The following is a 26871-nucleotide window of genomic DNA, read 5'->3' on the forward strand; positions in this document are numbered from 1 at the left end:
GAACAAGCTCGGTGAAGTCCAGGAGGTTGCTGTTTATCAAAGCGTTAAACAACAACAGTGGCCAGGTACCGCTGAAAGGCTGACCCTGAAAACGGCCCGACTTTGCAGCGGTGGTTAAGAAGGGAAGCAACAAGTTATCAACAGCTTTGTTGATAACTTCGCCGGACCTGACACACTCTACTGACCTTCGAGATACTTCAGCTGAATGTTGGTGTCAGGCAGTTTGGGTTGCAACTTCGCCACACCTTCTGCCGTGACGGCCGTTCGCGTGACCTTCAGATCTTTGAGACTTGTGAGGCCTTCGAGCATTGGCAAACCGGCGTCAGAAACAGTCGTAGAACCCAAATGTAGGAAGGTCAGCTTTTTCATGTCCTTCAACGCAGATAGCCCAGCGTCCGATAGCTGAGTATTGTCGAGGTTCAGCCATTCCAGATTCGTCAGTGGAGCAAGGTGTTCGACACCCGCGTCGCTGATGGCCAAGCGCCACAGATTCAGCTTCTTCAGATTCGTCAGGCTTGATAGGTGAGCCATCCCGGCGTCTGTTAGCTGAGAGTTTTCGCTGAGATCCAGATCCGTGAGTTGATTCATATCGGAAAGGTGAGCAAGGCCATCGTCAGACACCTGATTGAAGGCCAGCCGCAACTTTTTGAGCTTTGGGTACTGGTGCAGCAACTTCAGTCCGTCGTCGCTGATCAGCGTGGACTTCATGTAAAGTTCCTCCAGATTCACCAGCTTGTCGAGCGGCTGAAGGCCGTCTTCGCTGACAAACAGGCCGTCCAGTGCCAGCACTTTCAGGTTGGTCAAATCGGCCAGATGGACCAGGCCACCATCGTCAACAGAAGTCGCTCCACTCACGCCATTCAACCGGACGGCTTTAAGTGTCTTGAGGTTCTTCAGATGAGCCAGAGCGTCGTTACCAACCGTGCAGTCTCGCAGGTCCAGGTTCGCCAGCGGTGACTTGGTGTCGGCCAGAAAAGCAATTCCGTCCGCTGCGATCGGCAGCTCGTTCAACAACAGCGACGTGACGTAATTCAGCTGCGCCACGTGCGACAGGGCGTCATTGGTCGCTTCGGTGTCTCGCAGATTTACTTCTACGATGTTTCCGGCAGCCGACCGCTTGAATTTCGCACCCACAGCTTCCAGTGCAGTGACGGCATCTGCATCGTCCGGCGTGGTCGCAACGGCAGGCGTTTTTGTTGAAGAATCGGAGGGGGTGTCGTTCGTCTGTTGACAGCCAAACAGAAGCAAAAAAGGCAGGATTGGCAGCAATTTCATGGGGAGTAACCGCAGTAAGGATCGAAGTTTGAGACTTCACTACGGTACAGGAAACGCTGAGTGTCGTGTAGCAAACGTTAGGCTTTTCGCCGGAATGACAACGTCTATTGCGTCGTCGCCATCGACCGTCGAGCCGTGCGGGAATTCAGCTCTTCGCTCCACGACACAATGGTGTCCTTGATCCGCTGGCGGTCCAGTTTGTCCGGCTGGCATTCCAGTAAAGCTCGCTGCAGCATGCGAACTGCTTCCCGCTTCTGGCCTACGTCGTAGCGAGTGTACGCCATCTGGATTCGCACTACGGGTAATTGAGGGACTTCGCTCATAGCGTGAGTCCACAGCGTATCCGGGTTCCGCCAGACGGGTAAATGCTGTCTTGTAGCCGACAGTGCCATCAACACGGCTACCAAGCCAACCGACAACTTCATGCTTCTGGCAAGGTAGTGCAGGGCAGAATCTGCGTGCACTTCCGCCCCATAAAACAACCGACTAACACCCGACGCCGCCACAGCAAAAAACAGAATGCACGGCAGGTACAGGTACCGGTCGTTCATCAGTGTGGTGATTTTGAAGAAGTTTAATACCGGCAGCAGCAGCAGCAGATAAGTGACGGCCGCCCAAAGAATCAGCGGACATTTGGAGCGGTATTTCCAGATCGCTGCGGCGACCAGCAACCAACCCGTTGTTGCCAGCAGGACCGATTTCCAGATTCCGACCGTCGGAGGGTCATACAGCACGCACAGATCGCTTGGCCACAACATCATGCCGATGTACCGCCACATGATGGTGGTATCGATCGCGATGATGTGCCAAATGCTGTAATCGAGGTGGCCTCGAAGACCGCCCAGAATCGAATGCTGAGACGCCATCGTCTTGAACAGCAGTAGCAGACACATCACGCCAGGAATCACCTGCCGCACGAACGCATCCGCAAATGTCTGACGACGGACCCATACATCGTAGGCCAGCACAACAGCCGGAACGACGACTGCCAAAGCCTTCGACAGCAACGCCGCCGCCAGCCACAGAACGTACCAGGCTTCATTCTTCGGCTTCAGGTCCGGCCTCAGTCGGACAAGTAGCGCGGCCAGCATAAACGTGGCCGAAAGCAGTCCCTTCCGCGACGAAATCCACGCCACCGTTTCAATCTGTACCGGGTGAACCAGAAACAACGCCGCCGTCGTCCATGCCACGAAGCGGTTGTTTGTGAGTTGCTTGACCAGCAGCAACACCAGCACTCCATTAACCAGATGCAACAGAACATTGGTCGCGTGGTAGCCGCTGGGATTCAGGCCCCAGATTGTGTGATCGATCAGTAGTGAAAGAATGGTTAACGGGGCAAAATTGCGAGTCACCGTTTCGGTCGCGACGCCAACAAGGTTTGATGGCGACCAGCTTTTGATCAGGTCGTTGTGCAGCACGTAGGCCGGATCGTCCCAGTTGACGAAGTCGAACATCACCGATGGCCAGAAGGCAAACAGACCTGCAACCAATAGAACCGCGTAAGCCCACCAGGGGAAGTTCTTTGTTTCAGACGACATGATTGGGAATCTCAGGCGGACGTGATGCGAAGGAACGGAAATGGATTTATCCGTTCCCAAGCATGGCACGAGAATCAGCCCCAGACGTTGCAAAAAGACAACACCACCAAAATTCGCTACCAACCGTGACTGTCAGATTTGGAGTATTCAGCACAATCAGACTGCAATACGCCCGCATTAGAGCCGTGTACTTTTTGTCGTGGGCGGTTCGGGCTCATGAGACCTCGGGCACTATCGGTTTTGCTCACGTTCGGAACGGCTGCCGCTGCAGTTTCAGTTTTACCCCAGACACGATTTGGACGGTCCCAACGTGAACCATGGCCGCTCGCCTCACTATGGTGCTGATAGCCGAGCGATCTGCTTAACGCCGAGTGCACGATTGTAGATTCGAACGTCCTTCATTCGCCCGTTAAAATAATCGTGCTGACCGAAGCCGATTTTCAGCGGCTGCTCAGGTTTCAATTGAAATGCACTTCCATCGAAGGTCGTGCTCTCTGCTACGAGCTCGCCATCGACGAATAATCGCAGCTTGTCCCCCGCTCGCACTGCCGCCAGATGTCGCCAGCCAGATTTCAATTGCTTGTCGAAGGTTACCGCTTTGCCAGCTTCCAGAGAATGCACGTGTCCTGAGGGAAGTACACCGCAGTAGAGCTTGCCATTGAAAACAGCCATCGACCACGCTCGCCGATATCGCACGTCCGGCGTTACGTCGAGTTGGCCGGTGTTGGTCCAGTGGCTTTCGCCGTCGTAGCGGTACACGTTGGCAAGCGGCAGCGTGCCCGCGTAGAACTTACCGTTGTAGACGGAAACAGCCATCACTTCTGTTTCTTCACCCAGACGTCCAATGTGCGACCAGTTCTTGCCGCCATCGTGACGATACACAGATCCGGTCGGCCACGTACCGACGTGCAACGCCCCTTCGTAGGTCATTGCCGAATACACTTGCGTTGTTTCCGGTACAGGCCCGAGCGATTCCCAATCGGTTCCGCCTTGATAGCGAAGGAAGCCGCCATCGTCATAGCTGAGTCCGAACAGCCCGCCATTGTGCACACCAAGGTGTGTTATCCGCAGACCGGGACAACCGCAGTCAGTCCACTTGCCGATGCCGTCGAATCGATACATGCCTCGGGTTCGTGGCTTGTCACGCCAGGCCCCGGTCGTACCTGTGCCCGCGTAGAGTTCGCCGTTGAACACGGCTAATCCGCTGATGCTGCGGACGTCCGCGACCTTGCCGCAGTTGGTCCAGGCGGTACCGCCCTCATAGCGGTAAACCGTTCCACCGTGATGAAGGTTGGGAGACAACGGCAGCGACGAGCCGCCACCGCTGTAAAGTTCCGAACCGACATACAATTTCCCGTTGTAGACGGCCATCGCCTTAATGCAGTTGGCCTTGTCTGGCGCTCCGCAATCAATCCACTTTTTGTCACCGGCGTAGCGATACACACGTCCGCGGTCATTCTCACCCGGCTCCCAGGTCGAACAGTAAAGGTCCCCATCGAACACAACCAGCGAATTAATCAACTGGTTGTTCCCGGGACGACCACAATCAACCCACTGGTCGCCACTCTGCGCCGCATCGATGCCGAAGAACACATTGCGGTAATTGGACTGCGCGCTGGTGACGCCCGCATAGTTCATCAGACCAAAATTGAATCCGTTTCGCGTCGTCGGATCGTACCAGCTCATCACATCGCCCAGCACGTCGTCCAGCTTCTGGTCTGTATGAATCCAGGCGGCAAGCGTGAACGACTCGGCACCAAGTTCCGGCACCTTCTCGGCGGGCACCTCTAACCAGGCGTCGATACCATCAAAGGATGCACCTTCGTTCTCGTCAAACGATACGCCGTGGTTAACCGCGTGGCGATTGGCTCCTGACGCATCGCGAGCGTCTGTCGTCAAAGGCCAATGGGCGACCATTCCATCGGCGGCGATCGTGACGGAAGCCGTCAACAGGAATAGGAATGAGCTGCACAACGCTGAGTTCGTTTTCATAATACCTACCGGGCAAGGTTCGTGGTGGGGACCGCAGGGCAATGCCGACGCGGTTTAATGAGCGGAAATGCCAAACAGGAGCTGTTACCTTCTTTCGTGGACGGCTCATGCTGGTGGAAACAGTCTCCATAGTGTGAAACGCTTGTCCCGCGGCCACAAGTCAGCGCAATTGGCTGAACCTCGATATGGTGCATAGAAATTGAAATCGATCAGCGAGTTTCATGACGCTGTGGAGGGTGCCTTCGAGGCCAGGAAATGCTGGTTGGAAGAAGCCAACCATAAGTCCAAAAACGGCTTCCCGGTGGAGCGGTTGCGCTAAAGAAAAGGGGAAACACAGCGCACAAAAAAAGGACGGTCCAGGACCGTCCTTAACGGATGTGTAAACACATTGCCGTGCGGTAGAGAACCTTACTGTGATAAGCAGGAACCGCTACTCGGATACACTGCAGAAATTTTACCACCATTGATTTCCGTTGCAAGCACGATACGCTGTTTCCCCTGGGAAGGTAACAGGCCACCAGTAGGTCCCGGCGGCCCGACGGAACTTCCGCCGACAGGCGGACCTACGCGCGGCTGACTTCCGCACAAAAAAAAAGTTGAGCAATCTAAGACACTTCAAGACAAGGTCGCAGCAAAGCTGCGATGTACCGTCGGGCCGCCGGTACCTACTTTGGACAAAACCATGAACTACATTCTTGGGCTGGATCTTGGTTCCGCCTCACTTGGCTGGGCAGTTTTGGAATGCACCGAAGTCGACGGCAGCCTGCAGCCGACTCGCATCGAACGCACGGGTGTGCGAATTTTCGAAGCCGGCGTGGAAGGCGACATCGAACAGGGCCGCGACGCCTCTCGAGCAGCCAAACGGCGAGAAGCTCGTCAACCGCGTCGTCAAAACTGGCGGACGCAGCAACGAAAACGCAAACTGTTCCGACTATTACAGCAACACGGACTGCTGCCGGCTTCAGAAAAGGACGACGCGATCAGCCGCAAAGCCGTGTTCGATCAACTTGACAAGGAACTGACCGAAAAACACATCACGGAAGGCGATCACACAGCCCATCAGCACCTGCCGTACCTGCTGCGAATGCTGGCATCTGGCGCAAAGGTGAAGCCATTTGAACTTGGACGAGCGATCTACAGCCTCGCTCAGCGCCGTGGCTTTCTCAGCAACCGCAAAGCTGACACAGATGAAAAAGAAGACGGCGTTGTCAAAGCGAGCATCTCCGAACTTGGCGGTCAAATAGCTGGTCGCACGATCGCTCAGACGTTTGTCGAAGACATCAGTCCGGACCATGAAGATCCTGGTCGTCAACGCATACGGCAACGCTACACAGCCCGTGAGATGTTTCATGACGAATTCAATCGAATTCGAAAACAGCAGCAACCGCACTTCGACCTCGCGGACAATGACTGGGATACCGTTTATAAAACAATCTTCTTTCAGCGTCCGTTGAAGTCGCAGCGTCACCGCATCGGCCGTTGCGAAATCGATGGCGGTCAGCGTTGTCTTGATGCTCTTGATGTCTTTCAGCAGTTTCGTATCTGGCACGCGGTGCAGAATCTGCGACTCGCGGACGCCTACAGTTTGGGGCGGGACGGTCGGCTGACGCTGGAAGAACAGCAGAAGATTGTCGACGCATTGCAGACTCAGGCCACGATGACGTGGGGAAAAGTCGTTACGCTGCTGGGTCTAAAACGCGGCACGAAGTTCACAATTCAGGAATGGAACACGAAAGGGCTAACAGGGCATCGCACCAACTCTGCGATGATGCACGTCTTCGGCGATGAATGGCTGGACAGGCCATTGGAAGAACGAGACGCCATCACAAAGGAAGTCGTCTACTTCCGCAAACCATCAGCGATGAGAAAACGGGGCCAGGAAGCATGGGGACTGTCAGAGGAACAGGCCGCCCTGCTACCGTCAACTCGGCTGGAAGAAGCTCACGCCCGACATTCCGCCGCGACATTGGCCATCTTTGTCGAACGCATGAGTCGTGGCGAAGACTATTCCACCATTCGCAAAGACATTACCGGCAAAGACGACAGCGAACCACTCGACCAGCTTCCACCGCTCAGCAAAGCCGGGCTGGACATCACCAACCCCGCCGTCATTCGTGGCCTGACAGAACTTCGCAAGGTTGTGAACGAACTGGTGCGGCAATACGGCAAGCCCATCGGCATCCGCATCGAACTGTCTCGGTCGCTAAAGAATTCGCGAGACAAACGCATCAAGCTGCACAAAGATAACGAAGATCGTCGTAAGCGTCGCGAGAAGGCGATCGAAGGTATTCTGAAGCAAATCCCTGGCCGGTACTCGGGCAACGATATCGAAAAATGGCTACTCGCAGAAGAATGCGGCTGGCACTGTCCGTACACCGGAAGACCGATTTCGCCTTCCACACTGCTTGGGTCGCAACCACAATTCGACATCGAGCACATTTTCCCGCGCCGATATCTCGACAACAGCTTCAGCAATAAGACGTTGTGCTATCACGAATTCAATCGCAACGTCAAAAAGAACCAAACCGCCTTCGATGCGTGTTCCGGCCTCGATAGCTGGGACGAAATCCTGCAGCGTGTCAACAACTTTGATGGGCCGGTCGCAGCATTAAAACGTAAACGCTTTCTGACCGCAGCGAAAGAAATTCCGGACGGTTTCACTTCAAAACACCTCAACGATAATCGCTACAACGCAGTTGTCGCGAAGAAATACGTGGCCATGCTGTATGGCGGGCTGTCAGACGCGGATGGTAGTCAGCGAGTCTTTGCTGTCACGGGCGGACACACGGCACTGCTGCGGCGAGAATGGGGCCTGAATTCGATTTTAAGCGGAACCGAAGAGAAAACACGAGACGACCATCGGCACCACGCCGTCGATGCGGTGGTGATCGCATTGACAGACCCGGCAAGAATTCAGGCTTTGGTAAACGCTGCAGAGCTTGCCGAAAAGAAAGCGTCTCGCCGCTTTTACGAAGCCGTCCAGGACCCGTGGCCGAAGTTCAGCAGCAAAGTCGCTGATTCAATCAATGAAATAGTGGTTTCCCACCGTCCGACCAGAACTCTTCCGGGAGCTCTGCATGCGGAATCGATTTATAGCAAACCGCACATCGACAAAGACGGCAACACGAACCATCGCATTCGGAAACACATCACCAAGCTGTCTGCAACCGAATTGAAGAAGGACAAGATTGTCGACCCAGCGATTCGCGATCTGGTGAAGGCCAAACTGAAAGAACTCGGCGAATCCAATCCGGCGAAAGCCTTCGCCGAGGAGAAGAACCACCCGTTCTTAACCGCAAAAGACGGTCGCAAAATACCGATTCACAAAGTGCGAGTGTTTGCCGACAAGAAACCTCGGGCAATCGCCAAAAACGAGCGGCAGCGCTATGTCGCCAGCGGAAAAGATTCCAACTTTGCGTCCATGATTTACGCCGTCGTCGACAAAGACGGCCACGAAATCAAATGGGAACACAAAGTCATCACCCGCCTGGAGGCGCACGAACGTAAGACTCGTAATCGTACGGTGAACGGAGAGAAAGTGCTGCTACCAGATCCCACCGACTTCAACGACGACAAGAAGCGGGTCTTCAAATTCGCGTTGTGTAAGAACGATACAGTGATGCTGGAAGGCCCCGACGGAGACGACGTGATTTGTCGGATACAGAAGATCAGTCAAGCCGAAATTCAGCTGTGTCCACTGGCGACGCCGTCTGTTCAAGGAAAAGCTCGTTCGAAATGGAACCAAATCCAATCAATCGACAATCTGCGAAAATGGAACCTCAGAACGGTTCTAATTTCTCCGACGGGTATTGAGCATAGGTAGGTTCCGGCGGCCCGACGGAACTTCCGCCGACAGGCGGACCTAGGCGCGGCTGACTTCCGCACAGAACAAACGTTGAGCAATCTAAGACACCTCAAGGCAAGGTCGCAGCAGTGCTGCGATGTGCCGTCGGGTCGCCGGCACCTACGAAGACATTATCGATGGTCAGAAAGCCAAAGACGACCAACTTCTGGGTCGGCCGACTACCGCATTGGGAAGTTGAGGATGGTCGCTACTTTGTAACGATTCATCTTGCCGGTGCGATTCCCCAGGTTGGACAACAACGGATTCGCGCCATCGTTGATAGCTACCAGCGTCATCCCAATGTCAACTCTTCTGAACGCCTCAGACATTCCCGACGAATCTTCCGGGAAATGGAAGCATGGCTGGATCGAACACCACAAAGAACGGACCTGAAAATTCCTAATGTTGCCGACGCTGTCAAAGAAGCGATCGCACACCGATCAAACTCAGGTATTTGGGAAATGCACGAATGGGTGATTATGCCAAACCACATCCACCTGTTCTTTGAACTCACGTCTGGCAATCTGAAGTCTGTTCTGGAGGGTTTCAAGCAACGTACCGGCCGCGCCGCCGGGAAAGTTCTCGACGTGCCCGAACAACGTTTCTGGCAACGCGAGTGGTTCGACCACTGGTCGTGTACCGACGAAGAGGATGCTCGAATTATGCGCTACGTTCGAGAGAACCCAGTCAAAGCCGGGTTGTGTGAACACCCAAGCGAGTGGCAATACAGTTCAGCTCAGTAGGTTCCGGCGCACCGACACGCGGCTGACTTCCGCACAGAAAACACGTTCAGCAATCTAAGACACCGCAAGACAAGTCGCAGCAATGCTGCGATGTGCCGTCGGGCCGCCGGCACCTACATTTTCTTCTTGCGTCGGATTTGCACGACCGTTCATCATAATGGTATCTGTCCGGCATGGCTGGCCGTTCGTCACGTTCGAAGGCCCGCCTATGCGAAACAGAATACTCGAAATATCAGAATCTCCCTGCCGGCTCCGCGTCGAACATCAGCAACTGGTGGTGGATCGCGGTACCGAGGAAGACGGGCTGTTCCCAACCAAAATTCCGTTGGAAGATATCGCAGCCGTCGTTGTCGCTCATCCGCAGGTTTCGTACACGCAATCCGTGCTGTCGGAACTCAGCGAACGCGGCGCGGCCTTTGTCACCTGCAATCGCAACCGCATGCCCGTCGGAATTCTGTTGCCACTGAATGCCAACAGTGTGCAGACAGAGCGATTTCGTCGTCAACTGGAACTTAAGCTGCCGCAGAAGAAACGGCTATGGCAACAAATCGTCAAATCAAAAATCGACATGCAGGCTCAACTGCTGCAGGAAGTTCACGGCGAGACATTTGGCCTGCCACCACTGATCCCGCTCGTTCGCAGCGGCGACACGACCAATGTCGAAGCACGAGCCGCTCGCCGATACTGGACGGCACTATTTGGTAAAGATTTCCGGCGAGACATCGACGCCGAGAACCAAAACCGATTTCTGAATTACGGCTACGCGATTTTGCGCGCTGCCACGGCGCGAGCAATCTGTGCGGCTGGGCTGCATCCATCACTGGGGCTGCACCATCACAACAAGTACAACGCCTGGTGCCTGGCCGATGACGTGATGGAACCGTTTCGTCCAGTCGTCGACAAGGTCGTCGTCCATATGGTTAACGAAGATGGGGCCGATGCGGAATTTAATCAGCAACGGCGAGCGATCCTGATTCGCTGTTTGTTGTCGCGAGTCTTCGTTCACGACCAACAGCGCACCGTGCTGGATGCGTTGAGTCTTGTTGCGGCGTCACTGGTGGATGCCCTTTCCGGCTCGGAGGCAACGCTGTCACTTCCGCAGGAGTTCGCTCATGCCGCGTAGTGAATTTGTGATGTCGGGGTACAAAGAAATGTGGCTGTTCGCGATGTTCGATTTACCCGTGAAATCGAAAGAGGACAAACGAGCGTATTCCCGCTTTCGCACACTGCTTTTGAATGAAGGATTCAGTAAAATGCAGTTCAGCGTGTACGCCAGATTTTGCGGCAGTGAAGAAGTCGCGGAAACTCATCGCGAACGCTTAAGGCGCAAGCTGCCCTCCGACGGTCACGTGCGTCTGTTGGCCGTAACCGATCGTCAGTTCGGCAGGATGGAAGTGTTCTACGGAAAAAAACGTGGTGAAACCGAATCAAAACCAGAACAACTGCAGCTTTTTTAAGATGGCAATTCGCCACAAGCTGTTCCGAGTTTTGAAGTTAGCCGCGATATAGTGTATCCGAGCAGCCGTTCCCGACGAACCACAGCATCTCCAGAGCATGGCCTACGCTTACAAAAGTGTATCCGAGCAGCCGTTCCCGACGAACCACAGCGTACGTTCTGGCCTGTAGCGGTAGAGTAAAGTGTATCCGAGCAGCCGTTCCCGACGAACCACAGCAATAGTAGTGCAGGTTTCCCAGTCCCAAGTAGTGTATCCGAGCAGCCGTTCCCGACGAACCACAGCGTCAACGTCGTATCACCCGTATTCGTGATCAGTGTATCCGAGCAGCCGTTCCCGACGAACCACAGCCAAGATCGCGCCGGGAGGATTAAGCGGTTTAGTGTATCCGAGCAGCCGTTCCCGACGAACCACAGCTGGCGCACCAGCGCTGTGGTTGGCAAGTGGAGTGTATCCGAGCAGCCGTTCCCGACGAACCACAGCGAGATTGGGGAATGAGCAACCTGCTTTTGAAGTGTATCCGAGCAGCCGTTCCCGACGAACCACAGCGCGCTTCAGGTCATTCACACGATGACGGCGAGTGTATCCGAGCAGCCGTTCCCGACGAACCACAGCTGGTGTGACATCCTGCTTGAGCACATTTTGAGTGTATCCGAGCAGCCGTTCCCGACGAACCACAGCTACGGCGGGTCCGCCATGTATGCGTACACGAGTGTATCCGAGCAGCCGTTCCCGACGAACCACAGCGCCAAAAACGTACTAACCGCGATGATTCAAAGTGTATCCGAGCAGCCGTTCCCGACGAACCACAGCTGGGCCGGGTTGGTGTAGCGTGAACGGTGGCTTGCGAAATCGGCTTCTTCAACCCTGGCGGCGGCGGACGTCTTCTGCGATGGCTTGGGGGTTCGGGACGTCTTTGATGACGATTTCCATTTCGTCCTGGCCGGAACTGGAGATGGCGATGTCTCCGAAACCGAGTAGACGTTCCAGCAGGTTTTGATCGATCTTCATGTTGCGAACATCGTCGTAACGAACCTCACTGGTGCCGCGATGAATGATGCCGAATCGGTAGATCAGACGTTCGCTGGTCAACGTTAGTGACTGCATGCGGCTGGCGACGTACCACTTCAGGAGAAACACTCCGGCGACGAGGGCCACTACGCCGGATCCAATCAGAAGGGGCAGTGCAGGGATGCCCAGCCAGGCGTCGCCGGCCAGTCCCATCACGAGTCCGAGCACCGCTCCAACGAGCAGGACGGCACACAGAAGGGCGGCCAGAAAGTTTGTGCGGAGCACGACCGGGTGAATCACGACGTCCACGTGTTCGTCATCGGCAGGAATTTCAACGGTTGGAATTTCTGCGCCCGCAACAATCTCAGATTGATGCACCGAATGGGCGACGGGTGCCTCAGCCCGAAACGGTTTTTCACACACGGGGCAGTCGATCGTATCGCCCAGCAAGTGTTGCAGGACTCCCACAACTCTGTCGCAATGAGGGCACTTGAAGTTCAGTGTATCAGTGGTGGCTTCTTGTAGTTCATTCATGGGTACAGCTGTTGCGAAAGTTTGGCGATCACGGGTATAGGGAACTCTTCCGCCGTTTGAAGCGGCTGAGATTATTTTTGGCAGCCTCCTTCGGCCGATGTCTGAAGTCAGGCTACGAACAATTGCCACATGGATGTCGAAACTAAGCGGCTGTTTCGGCCACAAGTTCCGGTTCAGCGGTTTTGGGACTTTGACTATTGCTTCCAGTTTTGGCTGTTGCTGGTTCGGGAGATTGACGAGCTGCTGGCCGTGCTTCGTGGAACCCGTCAATCGCGGCTTCCGGTGCATGGGCCTGAATCGTCTCCAGAACAAGACGAGCGACGATCAGCATGGGGACAGCCAGAAAGACTCCGACAATTCCCCACATCCAGCCCCAAAACAACAACGACAGCATCACCATCACGGGACTTAAATTCATGGAACGTCCGACGATACTCGGCGTAATAAATTGTCCTTCAATTGCGGTCAGCAATAGAAAAACAGTGCCTACCAGAAATGGCCAGGTCGAACTTTCAAAACTGACAACGGCCGCAAGAAAGACTGTCACGCTGCCGATAACAGCGCCCAGAACCGGAACAAAGTTAAGCACCGTGGCCATTGCACCCCACATGATGGGCGACGGCATTCCGAGTGCCCACATCGCGAGTGCAACTGCCACTCCAAGACCAAGATTGATGGCCGTGACCTGACCAAGGTAGCGGCTCAATCCATCTTCAATCCGTTCCAGAATCGTCATGAATTCCAGGCGCGCCGAAAACGATGGCAGAGTTCTTAGGACGCTTGCGAGGACCTGATCGCCCGTCGACAGTAGAAAGAACAGCAGCACGCCAACGACCGTCACAGCCGATATCAGGCTGCTGGTGCCGCTGAGCAGAAACATATTGTTCGACCACGCGGGTTGGCGGACTTCAACGGGCACCGGAGCATCATTGCTGGCTTCTTCGGGTTCTTCACCCATGGAAGAAATTTTATCCGTGGCTTCGTTCACGGCGCTGACTTTGTCGAACACGAAATCCAGTTTCGACTTGATCGTCACCACATATTCGGGGCCACTGGCGAACATCTTTTTCGCGGGTTGATAGACCGTAAATACGCTTACGCCCAGACCCAACAGTAGCGTGCCGGTGATAATGCAGGCTCCAATCGTATGTGGTAATCCTCGACGACGCAGAAACCGCAACACCGGCCGCAGCGTCAGATAGGCGAACAATGCCAGAACAATCGGAATCAGCAGACTGCGAGCGTAGTAGATCGCGAAGCACAACAGCAGACCCGCACACAGTTGCGTCGAAAACGCGGCGCGAGGTCTCGGGCGAGGGCCTGCTGGTGATGGCGTTGATTCGGGGTTCTTGAGCATGTGATATCCTCTGGTTGGATGGATCAGCGTTTCGGAGCGAGTCGGCGTAGCAAAATGAGTACGAGAACTCCTCCGATGACGGATCCAATGAGTCCAGCCGGATAGATTCGTTCGCCTGATTCTCCAAAGATCAGATGCCCCAGAAATCCGCCCGCGAACGATCCTCCGACGCCGACCAGGATTGTTCCCACACATCCGATGGGATCTCGCCCCGGAGTGAGCAGTCGAGCGATCGCACCGGCAAACAGTCCGAAGACGCACCAGCCGATAAAGTTACCGATCATGAGTTTGATTTCCGTGAGTTGTGGTTCAGGCTCCTGACAGTAAATGCACGTGCCGTGCCGGAGGCGGTAACTTCTTGCGGTGACTGCACAATCGCCACGCCCACCCCGCATCAAATGCCTTCTAATGGTGAAAACAGCGCTGAGCTGCTCGCCCGCCGACCAATAGGAACGATCAGCAACCGCGCCACCTTGGCGGATTCCCTTGCCAGCGATAACATCCCGTAGGACTGGATGACGTCGCGAATCTGGTGCTTCGTCATTCTGTGGAATGACTGTTCACTCTTAGTTAGCCATGGAGGTCTTCGATGAATCTAACGTTGCTTCTTCACTGTTGTTTTCTCGCCCCGATCTTGGCAGACGCTCCCGCAGAATCCGTTGCAGTGGTTAATGTGAAGGAATGCTTCAGGCATGTCCCCAGCGCTCGCGCCGACCGGGCAAAAATCGTTGAGTTGATCACTGAAGCGGATGCTGAGGCGAGGATGTTTGTCGAGGAAGTAAAAGAACTTGAGTCGCTGGCGGAACGGAGTGGTTCGTCAGAGACGCAGCGGGTCGATGCACGGCTGTTGAAGTTCGAATTCGGAACACTTCGTCGTCGGGAGCAACAACGGATCAAAAAAGCAGAAAGCGAGATGTTTCAGAAATGGCGACAATGCGTAGCTGTCCATTTCCGCGTGGTGCGCAGCGTGAGGTGTGGTGTTCAGTTGGCGGGGACGAGTTTGGACAGTCGCGACTGACCGGGCGGCGCGGAGGTCAGGCCGACTTCAAGTTTCAGTCGATCAAACAGACTGAATCCATCCTGCTGCCACGTCATGACCTCGGCCACCACGGAACTGAGCGTTGGTGTTTTCAGATGGAGATTCAGCGATTCCAGGACGCTTGTAAGAATGCTGCGGCGACGGGCTCCCTTCGATGTTTTGCTCGTTCGACCTGTGCGACGGTCCATGGCCGCGCCGCGAAGACTGCGTTCCGCTTCGTTGTTCGTTGCTGGCGCGGCCGGGCTTGTCACAAAACAAAACAACTCCTCTTCCGTCATCAGCCGAATCAGTTCTGAGACCAGGTTGTCAAAATCCTTGCCGAAGTCGGCCGCCCGAACATCGGAATCCTCGGCGCAGTAACGCACCAGCAGAGCCGCCAGCGTGTTATCAAGTTCATCGACCTTCGCCGCACGACCGGCATCGCCAAGACGACCATCGGCGGCGTGGCGTTTGGCCGCGTAGAAAATTTCCAGCAGGCCGTCGAGCAGTCGCTGGTACTCTTCGTTGTCCGGCTTCAGCAGCGTCAGACGGATGGCCTTCCGCAGCAGGTGAGCCCAGCATTTCTGTGCGTGACTGAAACCTCGGTACACGGCCGCATCGTCCGAAACAAGCACGCCTCCAAACAATTCTTTCGACAGGATCTGAGCCAGTGTGTCGCCGTCTTTGCGGCATCCGAAGATCAGCACGCGCGCCTTCTCCGACAAAAAAGCCCACACGCTGTTGATACTCCAACTGGTTTCGTCTGCATGCACAATCGCACTGAACGCCATCAGGTCACACAGAGATTCGAATTCCTGTTCCCAACGCCGTGCCAGTTGATTCAACAGAGCGTCCGCCTGGGATTTGCCGAGCGGCAGATTCCAGAAGAATTCAATCAATGCACACGTCTTGTCGATCGACAGTCCCGTGATGGTCACAATGCGAGCCAGCGCGATATGAACTTCAATGCCGAATTCGGACCGCGGCCACACGCCCGGAATTTCGGATTTCTCGCCGTTGGGGCCGTGATAGATTTCATAGACGACCTGCACGGCTTGGCCGTTGATCACTCTCCAGACGAAACGTTCCCGAACGAAACGGCACTCTGCGACGTTGTAACCTTCCGGCAGAATGAGTTCGCGTCGTTCGGCGTTGTCCGCTTTCTGCTCGGTTGTGCGACGACCGCGACGCGCCGAGGATTGTTTTTTGCGACCTTTTCGGCGGCCCGTTTCAGCGCGGCGTCTCTCTTCCGCCGTCACCGAAAACGCCTCGTCGAGTCGCTCTGTGGGGTTCTTACCTTCGAGCTCTTCAATCCGATCACGCAGCCGCCGGTTCTCGTCCCGCAGCTCCGCAACCTCACGCTGCAGGCTAAGCACAAGCTGCTTCACTTCCACAGCGATGATCTGACTGACATCCGTGTCCATCCACCTGTCGTATCAAAATCTAACCGACAGAAAAAGACCAGTCTCCAAGCTGAAATGGACAGCTACGACAATGCATTGATGCCGCAGTGAAGCAAGTAGCTGAGCGCGACAACTTCACAATCGTTCTTTACATCGGTGAAGACAGGAATGGTAACGAAGGCGCAACAGCAGAGTTTCAGCAAATGATCGCCAGTAGCCACATTGGGTTTATGGTGGATCAGGACCGAACGGATATCACGGCAAGAATTGTCGCTCAAATGTCTACAGCAGCATCTATGGAAGAAGTTGAACGAGAGAACAACATTGGCGAGCAATAACACGCAGTGACCGTCAGGCGAAACTGTATAGATCGGAGACATAGGTGACAGGTGTTCGGGCAGACGGCAGGCGCTTTTGATTGAATCGTTTTTTCCATTCTGGAGAGAGCTCGATGAGCCGGAATGGACCGCCAGCTTTGCCGAACCGCATGCGAGGCCGCTACAGTTGGTGTCAGATTGATGAAGACAAGCGACGAAGATGAGGACAGGGGCATGAGACGTTTTTTGATTCTGTCGCCCGCGCTGCGGACGTTGAGTGTCGTCTCAATGCTCTTGGCTCTCCTCGGCGCCTGCTCAGCAGCCGACGATGCGATCGTTATCAACCCGAACGCCACGACGTACGATTTTCATCCGGCGGCTGCAGAGACGGACGACGGGGCGACATGGTTTGTGTGGCACGGTTACGCGAACGGGCGTGACCAGATTCTGGCTCGGCGCAGGGACGCCAATGAGTCCATAGGTGATTTGCAGCAGGTGTCCGAACAGGGAGCCGTGCACGGGCCTCCGACGGTTGTCTCAACGGACGAAGGCATCGCCGTGGTTTGGAGCTCAAAGCAGAAGGATCGCTGGCGAATTTTGTGGCGAGAATTTCGCGGCGGCGCGTGGCGGAAGTCGGTCGCTATCACTTCAGATGATCGCGAATGCATTTATTGCACCGCTCTGCAACAGGCTGACGACAGCACAATGGTGGCGTGGTCGGAACATCAGAGCGGACAATGGAAGGTTCGCGCTTGTCGAGTGGTCGACGGTACGCCGGAACGAGTGTTCGATGTGTCGACAGGGCAGGCCAACGCCTTCAGGCCCGTGCTGATTCAGCATGATGGAAGTGTGTGGGCATTCTGGGACCAGTATGCGGAATTGAATTATTCCGTGCATGGAAGAAGCGTGTTCCCGCAGAAGTCGGACGTGGAGCAGGTGTCACCGGCGGACGAATTTTGCCTGACTCCCACCGCGCTGTCTCATCCAAGTGGCTTGCATGTGGCGTGGCTGCGGAAGGTTGATGTGGTGGGCGGGCCGGGCGTGATTAGTCAATGGCATACGCTACACACGGCTGTTCGCGGCGATGACGGCTGGCAACAGATCCACACGGAAGATGGCCGCACGGCAGCGGCCGAACTAACTCAGGGTTTGATGGCGCAGATCCAGCCCAAAGCTGTCGCCACCGGCGGGTACCTCGGGCCACGCACGAAACCGATGCTGCTGGCGGAAGATGATCGCGTGTGGTTGTTGTGGGAACGCAAGTCGAATCATCGTGGCAGCACGCCGAGTGTGTCCGGCGATCTGGTCGGTCGGCCCAGCGCCAATGGAACGTGGCAGGAACCCGTCGTGTTGCAGCAGAAGCGGGTCGACTATCACGTCATGCATCCGGCAACAGCGGATGCTGGCAAAGCGAAGATGCTCGCTTCGCATTTGCCGAAGCGAGCGATCCGGTCGTATGAAATGTATGAGCTGAATTTGCGCGACGCGCAGCCGTTTCATCAGGACGACTGGATTGGCTGGCAGCCGGTGGACCTGCCGATCAAAGAAGAAGTCACTCCGCGACGAAGCATCACCGTCGACGGTAAGACGTACAAGTTGTTCTGGGCTGATATGCACTGTCACAACGGTCTGACGGCCGATGCAGAAGGCCAGCCAGACGAGATGCAGGTGTACGCTCGGGATCGAGCGAACCTGGATGTGGTTGTGTTTACGAACAACGACTTCTATCAGGTTCCGCTAACTCAGTATGAATTCGAACTTGGCAATCTGTTCGCGAAAACGTTTTCAGCGGCGGCCGCAGCGGGACAGAGTCGTCCGTTTTTGTCGTTGCCGGGTTATGAGTGGACGTCACGGATTCCGGGAGTCGCCACGGCATCGCTGGATGATCCTGGCAACTGGCTGCCACCGTACCAGTATCGGTCGTACCCGAATCATCGCAGCGTTATCTATTCTGCAAACAGTGGTCCGCTGGTGCATTTCCCGGAGGTCGGCAACGACATCGCGAAGCTGAACGACGCGGTTGAGAAAGCGGGCGGGGTCACACTGTCGCAGCATCCGGCGTTCAAGCTGTCAGGCCATCCGGTGGAAGTGGGCCTGGAATTGACATCCGGCTGGAGCAACTACATCGCGCTGAAGCCTGCGTTGTTTCACAGTTCGCTCAATAACGGAGCACGTCTGGGCTTCACCGCCAACGGAGACACTCACCGTCGAGCACCCGGCTTGAGCGGCGCACTCACGGGCATTTATGCGGAAGAGCTGACGTCCGACGCGATTCTGGATGCGCTAAGAACCCGCCGCTGCTTCGCCACCATGGGAGCTCAGATGTTTGTCGATGCTCGAGCCAACGGAGCCGTGATGGGTCAGGACGTGAGTTCAAAAAGTGGGAGTGTCACGCTGACCATTAACGCCATCGGAACTCGACCGATTGTCGAAGCCGTTCTGATTCGCAACGGGCAGCAAATCCGAACAGTGCAGGGCAACGGCACTCAACAGTTTTCCGCAACTGTGGCCGACGAAGATCTGGCACCAGGCACGCACTGGTATTATTGGCAAATCCGCCAGGAACGCGACGCTCCTGTGTTGCCGGGTAACCTGATGGCAGCTCACGGGCATCTGGCGTGGTCGACGCCTCATTGGGTTGTGGTTGAGTGACCGGCAGCGAGCGATATTCACGCGAATTCGCTGGCCGCTTTCATCATTTCTGTCGGTATCTGGTCTTGATTGACGTGCGCTCACGAAAAATTCACACTCAGTGTTATAAAGGCCTTCGCCGCTGAATTCCTTTTGGAATACCGGCCGTAGCGATGCTGCTGGGCATCACACTTTCCGCCCCACTCCCGCCTGATCGTTGACCCTGTAACCGGATCCCGCCCATGTTTCGACTTTCCTGTCTGTTATTAGTGACTTTGTTGAGCGTCGCCGCATTCGACAGTCCGCCCACCGTGGCTCAGGATGCCGACAGCAAAAACCTGAAGCATTCCCGCCACAAGTTTCTGCATCACGGGCCTCATCCAACGGAAGCTCCCACAGACAAGCGTTTCTTTACGACACGCGACAGTGAAGTCGTGTTGCCGTTGACGAAAGAAGACGATTCCTTTGTGTTCGCCGTCTTCGGTGATCGCACGGGAGGCCCGGCCGATGGTGTGAATGTGCTGGCAGACGCCGTCCGCGACGTGAATCTGATCGAACCGGACCTGGTGATGACTGTTGGAGACCTGATTAACGGTTACGACAAGGTGCCTGCGTGGATGACGCAGATGAAGGAATACAAAGCCATCATGAAGCATCTGGTTTGCCCGTGGTTTCCCGTCGCCGGCAACCATGATGTGTATTGGAGACGTAGCTGTCCATTTCAGCTTGGAGACTGGTCTTTTTCTGTCGGTTAGATTTTGATACGACAGGTGGATGGACACGGATGTCAGTCAGATCATCGCTGTGGAAGTGAAGCAGCTTGTGCTTAGCCTGCAGCGTGAGGTTGCGGAGCTGCGGGACGAGAACCGGCGGCTGCGTGATCGGATTGAAGAGCTCGAAGGTAAGAACCCCACAGAGCGACTCGACGAGGCGTTTTCGGTGACGGCGGAAGAGAGACGCCGCGCTGAAACGGGCCGCCGAAAAGGTCGCAAAAAACAATCCTCGGCGCGTCGCGGTCGTCGCACAACCGAGCAGAAAGCGGACAACGCCGAACGACGCGAACTCATTCTGCCGGAAGGTTACAACGTCGCAGAGTGCCGTTTCGTTCGGGAACGTTTCGTCTGGAGAGTGATCAACGGCCAAGCCGTGCAGGTCGTCTATGAAATCTATCACGGCCCCAACGGCGAGAAATCCGAAATTCCGGGCGTGTGGCCGCGGTCCGAATTCGGCATTGAAGTTCATATCGCGCTGGCTCGCATTGTGACCATCACGGGACTGTCGATCGACAAGACGTGTGCATTGATTGAATTCTTCTGGAATCTGCCGCTCGGCAAATCCCAGGCGGACGCTCTGTTGAATCAACTGGCACGGCGTTGGGAACAGGAATTCGAATCTCTGTGTGACCTGATGGCGTTCAGTGCGATTGTGCATGCAGACGAAACCAGTTGGAGTATCAACAGCGTGTGGGCTTTTTTGTCGGAGAAGGCGCGCGTGCTGATCTTCGGATGCCGCAAAGACGGCGACACACTGGCTCAGATCCTGTCGAAAGAATTGTTTGGAGGCGTGCTTGTTTCGGACGATGCGGCCGTGTACCGAGGTTTCAGTCACGCACAGAAATGCTGGGCTCACCTGCTGCGGAAGGCCATCCGTCTGACGCTGCTGAAGCCGGACAACGAAGAGTACCAGCGACTGCTCGACGGCCTGCTGGAAATTTTCTACGCGGCCAAACGCCACGCCGCCGATGGTCGTCTTGGCGATGCCGGTCGTGCGGCGAAGGTCGATGAACTTGATAACACGCTGGCGGCTCTGCTGGTGCGTTACTGCGCCGAGGATTCCGATGTTCGGGCGGCCGACTTCGGCAAGGATTTTGACAACCTGGTCTCAGAACTGATTCGGCTGATGACGGAAGAGGAGTTGTTTTGTTTTGTGACAAGCCCGGCCGCGCCAGCAACGAACAACGAAGCGGAACGCAGTCTTCGCGGCGCGGCCATGGACCGTCGCACAGGTCGAACGAGCAAAACATCGAAGGGAGCCCGTCGCCGCAGCATTCTTACAAGCGTCCTGGAATCGCTGAATCTCCATCTGAAAACACCAACGCTCAGTTCCGTGGTGGCCGAGGTCATGACGTGGCAGCAGGATGGATTCAGTCTGTTTGATCGACTGAAACTTGAAGTCGGCCTGACCTCCGCGCCGCCCGGTCAGTCGCGACTGTCCAAACTCGTCCCCGCCAACTGAACACCACACCTCACGCTGCGCACCACGCGGAAATGGACAGCTACATTGGAGACCGACCAACGATCCCAACATGCCTCGTGATCAGCACGACAAAAACTTCGAAATGCACTTTGGTCCGCTGTGGTATTCGTTTCAGCACAAAAACTGCAATTTCATCGTGCTGTATTCGGACGAAGGAAATCCGGAGACCGGTGAAAAAGCCTTCAACAAACCTGAGAGTCAGAAAGTCAGTCCGGAACAGTTCGCGTTTTTGCAGCAGGCGTTGCAACGAGGCAAGGACAACGACCATCAGTTTATCTTCCTGCATCATCCCCGCTGGTTGCAGGGTAATTATGGCAACGACTGGGGTCAGCGAGTTCATCCGCTACTGAAGCAGGCTGGCAATGTGACGGCCGTCTTTGCCGGGCACATTCACCACATGCGATACGACCCGGCGGATGGCATTGAATACGTGACGCTGGCTTCGGTAGGAGCTCACATTCAAAGCACGGTGCCCGAAGCCGGTTTTCTGCATCAATATCATCTGGTCACAGTACGTCCCAAGCAGGTGGCGCTAACCGCTTATCCAGTCGGGGCGGCGATGAATGTCCGCGAAATCACGGGTGACATGCAGGCGGAAGTTGTCGGGCTGGCCAAACAGCCTTTGGAGATTTCGCAGCGAATCAAGATTACCGATGCTGGTCCTCAGGCGGCCGTGTTGACGGCGAAGGTGACCAATCCGACATCGAAACCCATTGAATTCACAGTCACGCCGAGTAGTGGCGACAGCCACTGGATGCTGTTTCCTTCGCATGTTCACGGTCGTTTGGAACCAGGCAAATCGCAAACCGTGAAGCTGGACGCCGAATACAGCACGAAGACGCTGGACAGTTCGTTTCGAGGAATCGATCTCGTGTTGTCGCGGGACTACCTTGCCAAAACAACTCGGTACCGCATTCCGGACACCACTACCGAAGTGGAATTTGACCTGCAGATTTCAGAACCGAAAGACGACGTCGCCAACCAGGCGTTGTTGTTGGATGGTAAGGACGATGCAATGCGAATTCCGGCGGAGAAGATCAAATTGCCTCAGGGGCCGTTTACGGTCGAAGGCTGGATCAACGCCGCCAGCTTTTCCGACCGCACGGCAGTCTTCGCGAAGACGCAGAACAGCGAATACGGCATTTACGCGTCCAAAGGCGTTCCGACAGCGACTGCACATTTGGGTGGTAAGTACGTGCAGGTCCGCAGCAGTCGCACGCTTTCGACGAAGCAATGGCACCATCTGGCACTTGTGTACGATGGCAAGTCCCTGGCACTGTTCGTAGATGGCAATGAAGAAGCACGTGAAGCAGTGGCTCCGAACTCCAAACGAACGACCAATGGCCTGCCATTGTTTGTCGGTGCTGATCCCGACGGCAGCGGAACACCCGGCTCGTTCTTCCATGGCCAGGTAGACGAATTCCGAGTCAGCAAAGCGGCCGTCTACACGAAAAACTTCACGCCGAATCGACGGTTGAAGGCAGAACAGGACACGGTTGTGATGTACAACTTCGACGCAGCTTTTGGGCCGATCGTCTTCGACAAAGGACCTCAAAAGTTGCACCTGCAACTGAACCGCGGTGGAAAGCTAACGGAGCTGGCACCGTAGCGTTAGGCTGTTGCGTCGATTTCTCCGTTGACGAAACGCGTCAGAACGATGGTCGCCTGCGCGAGTTGCTGGTTTAGCGTGTCGAAACGCTCAGCGACAGGGCCAAGGTTTTCTGCTGCACAATCGCGTTCCATGCTAATGGCAGTTTCGTGAATGCTGGAAATGGCGAGTGTGGCCATGGCTCCCTTAATCGTGTGAGCCATTCGATGGGCCGTTTTCGCATCGCTTTTGTCCAGCGCCTCGCGCAGTTGAGCCAGTTGCTGGGGGCATTCCTGAAGGAATGCTTCTACAACTGCGCGCAGTAGTTCTGCATCTCCCTGCACGGCCTGCAGCGCATCGGACCAGTTGATTAAATCTCTGTCATCGATCGGTGGGTTACCACTGGTCACAGCATCGTTGGCCTGCGTTGAGTTTGGGGAGGTATGCTCGACGGCATCAGAACTGACAAAACGATGAATTTCGTCATTCAATTCTGCCGGGCGAATCGGTTTGGAAACGTAGCCGTTCATGCCCGCGGCCAGGCATCTTTCGCGGTCACCTTTCATCGCATGTGCGGTCATTGCGATAATCGGAATCGGTGTCCGAGGTTGCTCAGGAAGTCCACTCGCGGATTCTAATTCTCGAATGGCGGCCGTTGCTTCAAGCCCGTCCATTTCCGGCATTTGCACGTCCATCAAAACCAGATCAAACGGTTGCGCTTTCAACAACGCGATCGCTTCGTAGCCATTGTTGGCAACCGTGACGGTATGCCCCCATTTTTTTTGCAGCAGCCCGATGGCCAGCATTTGATTGGCCAGCGTATCTTCCGCCAGCAGTATTCGTAGCGAAGGCAACGATGCATCCGGACTGAACGACACAGCACCGACTTCGTCCGCTTCGGGGGTGGTGATACCAAACGCGACCACGATGGCATCGAACAGTTCCGACTGTTTAACGGGTTTCATCAGATGCGCCGCAATCTTCAGGTCGACGCAGCGCTGCCGGTCGGTGGACCGGTCGCCCGACGTCAGCATGATGATGACCGCGTCGGACAGGTCGGCATCACCGCGAATGCGTTCTGCCAGCGTAAAGCCGTCGACATCCGGCATGTTGACATCCGACAGCACCAATGGGATGCGGTCACCACTGGCGGTGGCGTCCTGGAGAATCTTCAGCGCTTCGGCGGCTCCACCCGCTACCACAGGCTGCATTCCACGAACACGGATCACGTCTTCCAGAATTCGCCGGTTGGTGGAATTATCATCGACGATCAGCACCTGCATTCCCAGAATCCGATCGAGATGCGGTCGAACGAGTTCCGGGGCTTTTTCTTTCGCAAGTTGCATCCGGGCGGTGAAGTAAAACGTGCTGCCGTGGCCTTCTTCGCTTTCGACCCACACGCGGCCGTGCATCAGGCCGACAATTCGAGTGGCGATGGCCAGTCCCAAACCCGTGCCACCGAAGCGTCGCGTCGTTGACGTATCTGCCTGTTCGAACGCGTCAAAAATACTCCGCTGGCGATTCTGTGGAATTCCGACGCCGGTGTCCCGAACAGAAAACTGCATGACGACATCGTCATCGGTCAGCGACACGATTCGCACATTCGTAACTACTTCACCCGCATCCGTAAACTTGATGGCGTTGCCCACCAGGTTCAGCAAAATCTGGCGTAACCGGCCCGCGTCCCCGATCAGACCGTCCGGCACATCGCTGTCGATATGGAAGGCCAGTTCCAGGTGTTTGCGGTGAGCTCGCAAGGCCAGCGACTTCATGGTGTCGCCAAGACTTTCCTGCAGGCTGAATGGAATTGGGTCGAGGTCGAACTTCCCGGCTTCGATTTTGGAGAAGTCCAGAATGTCATTGATGATATTCAGCAGCGCTTCACCGGATTCACGAATCATCCGCGCGTAGTCGCGCTGGGTGGATTCGAGATGGCCGTCCAGCAGCAGTTCTGACATACCGATGACGGCGTTCATCGGCGTGCGAATTTCGTGACTCATGTTCGCCAGAAAATCGCTCTTGGCTCGGTTGGCCGCATCTGCTGCCTCCTTGGCTCGCTGCAGGGCTTCCTGCGTGCGGCGTCGTTTAAGCACTCGACCGATCTGTTCACCTACCGACTGAAAGATTCGCAACAATTGCTCGTCGACGTCGGATTCTTCGTAGGCGAAGAATTCCAGCACAGCAACCAGGTCGTCATCCATGAGGATTGGAAACGCGAGGGCTCCCACAATGCCGACTTCTTTGCAATAGTCGGCTCGCGGAAAGTTTTCGTCATTTAGTACGTCGCAGATCCACACAGGTGTTCGCGTCTGCCAGACTCGGCCCGGCAGGCCTTCGCCCAAAGCTAATCGGGTTTGTTCTGTGACCGATGCGAATTCGCGAAAACGAGTGCCATCTGAATTGTGCCAGATCTGCGTCGGGACCAGACGGTGTCCTTCATCGTCCGGGATGTAGATGTAGACGTGCCCGACGGGCCAACCGGTGAGCTGGCAGACAAGGTCGACACAGCCCTGCAGTGCTTCGGAAAACGAACTGGTCTGGCCTGCCAAAGTTGTGGCTTGGTACAGCAACCGAGCCTCCAGCGTTTGCCGCTGAAGTTTTTTCTCGGCCAGTTTGCGACTGGTAATGTTGCGACCGATCCCGACCAGTCGAGTCACCTGCTGCCGCTTATTGTGGACGGGGATCTTGGTCGTGAGCAGCCACATTTCGTCGCCGGCAGCGTCCGTCATGCGCTCTTCGACATCAATCATTCCTTTGCCGGTTTCGATGATCCGACGATCATCTTTCCGGAAATGTTCTGCCAGTTCGCCAGCCCAGAAATCGCGATCGTCCTTACCGACGACGTCGTCCAGTGACGCAGCATTCATCATTTGCAGCAGGGCTGCATTGACGGTGAGGAATTTCCCTTCGCGGTCTTTAACAAATACCAGATCCGGAATATTGTCCATCAGCGTCCGCAGCAGATCACGCTCACGTTGCAGTTCCTGTTCGGCCGTCACGCGATCGGTAACGTTCCAGAAAATGCACTGCACGCCGATGTTATTGCCGTTTGCATCAAGGACAGGGCCCTTCATGACTTCGACATAGATTGTGTCACCGTCGGGTGTGCGATGCTTTTCAACATCGCGACAATCCTGCCCGGATTCCAGAACGCTGAGATCGTCGCGTCGGTACTTGGTCGCCAGCTCTTCCGGAAACAGGTCGAAGTCTGTCTTGCCAAGCAGCTGCTCAAGAGGCTGTCCGATCGTTTCGCAGTAGCGCTGATTGCCGAAGACGATGCGACCTTCAAGATCCTTCCGCATGACGTTTAATGGCAAGCTTTCCACCAGTGAACGGAACACGGCCTGCAGTTCTTCAAGCGACAACTCCGTCTGTTTCTGATCCGTGATATCGGTCGCGACTCCGCTGATGTACGTGGCTGTGCCGGCTTCGTCCTGCACGACACAAATCTGTTCGCGCAGCCATCGTACGTCGCCGTTTGGCCGAGTGATGCGGTATTCGTGTTTAACCTGTCCTGAGCCTGGCAGTTCGCTCAGTGCCTGGTCAACGGCCGGTCTGTCATACGGATGAATGGCGTTGAGCCGCGCTGTTGAGTTCGCTCGAAGTTCGGCTAGTGGCTGCCCGTAAACACGTTCGGCGGCGTCATTCAAGAACAGCAACTGGTGTCCGTCGGGCGAGGCGCACCAAACCACATCGTGAACAGTGCTCAGCAGGTGAGTGAGCATCTGGTTGGAGTTGTCGGCTGGCTGCCGCCTGGGTTCGTCGTTCCCACCTGCGTTTGCGCCGTCCGCCATCATGCCTGTGTTTCCAATTGTCGCCCTGGTCAAGCAGAACGAAGTCGCACTTCGTCCTTGCGAGTCTACATCGGATCTGACGTTGACGCCAGGGGCTGAAAGCGTCGTTTGTGGTG

Annotated in this window: 17 protein-coding genes and 1 CRISPR repeat array; of the genes, 9 read left to right on the plus strand and 8 right to left on the minus strand. The window is 55.6% G+C overall.

The genetic code is table 11. The features are described from left to right. Positions 1-177: 177 nt before the first annotated feature. The 3 genes from Fuma_RS24405 to Fuma_RS24415 form a co-directional block, all read right to left on the minus strand. On the minus strand, positions 178-1275 hold the full coding sequence (locus Fuma_RS24405; RefSeq protein WP_077026419.1) for a leucine-rich repeat domain-containing protein: 1098 nt from the start codon (positions 1273-1275) through the stop codon (positions 178-180). A gap of 104 nt (positions 1276-1379) precedes the next feature. Further along, entirely contained in the window at positions 1380-2813 is a 1434-nt protein-coding gene (locus tag Fuma_RS24410; RefSeq protein ID WP_077026420.1) for a hypothetical protein, read from the minus strand. Positions 2814-3146: 333 nt separating this feature from the next. Continuing rightward, positions 3147-4805: a LamG domain-containing protein gene (locus tag Fuma_RS24415; protein ID WP_083732290.1), complete on the minus strand. Its 1659-nt coding sequence runs from the start codon at positions 4803-4805 to the stop codon at positions 3147-3149. A gap of 682 nt (positions 4806-5487) precedes the next feature. On the opposite strand from Fuma_RS24415, the gene cas9 reads away from it, so the two are divergent. From cas9 to cas2, 4 genes are all read left to right on the plus strand, one after another. Beyond that, the gene (gene cas9, locus Fuma_RS24420; protein ID WP_077026422.1) at positions 5488-8628 is read left to right on the plus strand and encodes a type II CRISPR RNA-guided endonuclease Cas9; all 3141 of its coding nucleotides are present in this window, start codon (positions 5488-5490) and stop codon (positions 8626-8628) included. A gap of 158 nt (positions 8629-8786) precedes the next feature. Further along, complete coding sequence (locus tag Fuma_RS24425) at positions 8787-9392, plus strand: REP-associated tyrosine transposase (RefSeq protein ID WP_077026423.1); 606 nt, start codon at positions 8787-8789, stop codon at positions 9390-9392. Between the two features lie 208 nt (positions 9393-9600). After that, complete coding sequence (gene cas1 / locus Fuma_RS24430) at positions 9601-10515, plus strand: type II CRISPR-associated endonuclease Cas1 (protein WP_077028527.1); 915 nt, start codon at positions 9601-9603, stop codon at positions 10513-10515. Continuing rightward, positions 10505-10849, plus strand: a complete 345-nt coding sequence (gene cas2 / locus Fuma_RS24435; RefSeq protein ID WP_218922283.1) for a CRISPR-associated endonuclease Cas2 — start codon at positions 10505-10507, stop codon at positions 10847-10849. The genes cas1 and cas2 overlap by 11 nt, the downstream gene beginning before the upstream one ends. 50 nt (positions 10850-10899) lie before the next feature. Continuing rightward, positions 10900-11659: direct repeats of the CRISPR family, unit length 36 nt; unit sequence AGTGTATCCGAGCAGCCGTTCCCGACGAACCACAGC. Positions 11660-11707: 48 nt separating this feature from the next. On the opposite strand, the gene Fuma_RS24440 is transcribed toward cas2, so the two are convergent. The 4 genes from Fuma_RS24440 to Fuma_RS24460 form a co-directional block, all read right to left on the minus strand. Further along, positions 11708-12391: a PH domain-containing protein gene (locus tag Fuma_RS24440; RefSeq protein ID WP_077026424.1), complete on the minus strand. Its 684-nt coding sequence runs from the start codon at positions 12389-12391 to the stop codon at positions 11708-11710. A gap of 142 nt (positions 12392-12533) precedes the next feature. Continuing rightward, positions 12534-13748 (minus strand): AI-2E family transporter, encoded by a 1215-nt coding sequence (locus Fuma_RS24445; RefSeq protein ID WP_077026425.1) that lies wholly within the window; start codon positions 13746-13748, stop codon positions 12534-12536. A 23-nt stretch (positions 13749-13771) separates the two neighbouring features. Continuing rightward, complete coding sequence (locus tag Fuma_RS24450) at positions 13772-14032, minus strand: GlsB/YeaQ/YmgE family stress response membrane protein (protein WP_077026426.1); 261 nt, start codon at positions 14030-14032, stop codon at positions 13772-13774. Positions 14033-14729: 697 nt separating this feature from the next. Continuing rightward, positions 14730-16190: an IS66 family transposase gene (locus Fuma_RS24460; protein WP_077022387.1), complete on the minus strand. Its 1461-nt coding sequence runs from the start codon at positions 16188-16190 to the stop codon at positions 14730-14732. 86 nt (positions 16191-16276) lie between these two features. Between Fuma_RS24460 and Fuma_RS24465 the strand changes: the two genes are divergently transcribed. The 5 genes from Fuma_RS24465 to Fuma_RS24485 all read left to right on the plus strand — a co-directional run bounded on the left by Fuma_RS24465 (position 16277) and on the right by Fuma_RS24485 (position 22982). After that, positions 16277-16507: a hypothetical protein gene (locus Fuma_RS24465; protein WP_077026428.1), complete on the plus strand. Its 231-nt coding sequence runs from the start codon at positions 16277-16279 to the stop codon at positions 16505-16507. 213 nt (positions 16508-16720) lie between these two features. Further along, entirely contained in the window at positions 16721-19138 is a 2418-nt protein-coding gene (locus tag Fuma_RS24470) for a CehA/McbA family metallohydrolase domain-containing protein (protein WP_145944354.1), read from the plus strand. A 221-nt stretch (positions 19139-19359) separates the two neighbouring features. Continuing rightward, positions 19360-19872, plus strand: coding sequence for a metallophosphoesterase family protein (locus tag Fuma_RS24475; RefSeq protein ID WP_145944355.1), 513 nt, complete (start codon positions 19360-19362; stop codon positions 19870-19872). A gap of 19 nt (positions 19873-19891) precedes the next feature. Continuing rightward, complete coding sequence (locus Fuma_RS24480; RefSeq protein WP_077022387.1) at positions 19892-21352, plus strand: IS66 family transposase; 1461 nt, start codon at positions 19892-19894, stop codon at positions 21350-21352. Between the two features lie 70 nt (positions 21353-21422). After that, a complete protein-coding gene (locus Fuma_RS24485; protein ID WP_077026431.1) occupies positions 21423-22982 on the plus strand; it encodes a LamG-like jellyroll fold domain-containing protein in 1560 nt (519 codons plus the stop codon). A gap of 2 nt (positions 22983-22984) precedes the next feature. Here the strand turns inward: Fuma_RS24485 and Fuma_RS24490 are convergent, their stop codons facing one another. Continuing rightward, positions 22985-26758, minus strand: coding sequence for a PAS domain S-box protein (locus Fuma_RS24490; RefSeq protein ID WP_077026432.1), 3774 nt, complete (start codon positions 26756-26758; stop codon positions 22985-22987). Between the last annotated feature and the right edge of the window lie 113 nt (positions 26759-26871).

Origin of the sequence: Fuerstiella marisgermanici (assembly GCF_001983935.1) — a bacterium.
Classification (GTDB): domain Bacteria; phylum Planctomycetota; class Planctomycetia; order Planctomycetales; family Planctomycetaceae; genus Fuerstiella; species Fuerstiella marisgermanici.

Excerpts from the sequence above, each read along its gene's own strand:
- Fuma_RS24405 (WP_077026419.1), bottom strand. The coding sequence starts at position 1,275 with ATGAAATTGCTGCCAATCCTGCCTTTTTTGCTTCTGTTTGGCTGTCAA.
- Fuma_RS24410 (WP_077026420.1), bottom strand. The coding sequence starts at position 2,813 with ATGTCGTCTGAAACAAAGAACTTCCCCTGGTGGGCTTACGCGGTTCTA.
- Fuma_RS24415 (WP_083732290.1), bottom strand. The coding sequence starts at position 4,805 with ATGAAAACGAACTCAGCGTTGTGCAGCTCATTCCTATTCCTGTTGACG.
- cas9 (WP_077026422.1), top strand. The coding sequence starts at position 5,488 with ATGAACTACATTCTTGGGCTGGATCTTGGTTCCGCCTCACTTGGCTGG.
- Fuma_RS24425 (WP_077026423.1), top strand. The coding sequence starts at position 8,787 with ATGGTCAGAAAGCCAAAGACGACCAACTTCTGGGTCGGCCGACTACCG.
- cas1 (WP_077028527.1), top strand. The coding sequence starts at position 9,601 with ATGCGAAACAGAATACTCGAAATATCAGAATCTCCCTGCCGGCTCCGC.
- cas2 (WP_218922283.1), top strand. The coding sequence starts at position 10,505 with ATGCCGCGTAGTGAATTTGTGATGTCGGGGTACAAAGAAATGTGGCTG.
- Fuma_RS24440 (WP_077026424.1), bottom strand. The coding sequence starts at position 12,391 with ATGAATGAACTACAAGAAGCCACCACTGATACACTGAACTTCAAGTGC.
- Fuma_RS24445 (WP_077026425.1), bottom strand. The coding sequence starts at position 13,748 with ATGCTCAAGAACCCCGAATCAACGCCATCACCAGCAGGCCCTCGCCCG.
- Fuma_RS24450 (WP_077026426.1), bottom strand. The coding sequence starts at position 14,032 with ATGATCGGTAACTTTATCGGCTGGTGCGTCTTCGGACTGTTTGCCGGT.
- Fuma_RS24460 (WP_077022387.1), bottom strand. The coding sequence starts at position 16,190 with ATGGACACGGATGTCAGTCAGATCATCGCTGTGGAAGTGAAGCAGCTT.
- Fuma_RS24470 (WP_145944354.1), top strand. The coding sequence starts at position 16,721 with ATGAGACGTTTTTTGATTCTGTCGCCCGCGCTGCGGACGTTGAGTGTC.
- Fuma_RS24475 (WP_145944355.1), top strand. The coding sequence starts at position 19,360 with ATGTTTCGACTTTCCTGTCTGTTATTAGTGACTTTGTTGAGCGTCGCC.
- Fuma_RS24480 (WP_077022387.1), top strand. The coding sequence starts at position 19,892 with ATGGACACGGATGTCAGTCAGATCATCGCTGTGGAAGTGAAGCAGCTT.
- Fuma_RS24485 (WP_077026431.1), top strand. The coding sequence starts at position 21,423 with ATGCCTCGTGATCAGCACGACAAAAACTTCGAAATGCACTTTGGTCCG.
- Fuma_RS24490 (WP_077026432.1), bottom strand. The coding sequence starts at position 26,758 with ATGATGGCGGACGGCGCAAACGCAGGTGGGAACGACGAACCCAGGCGG.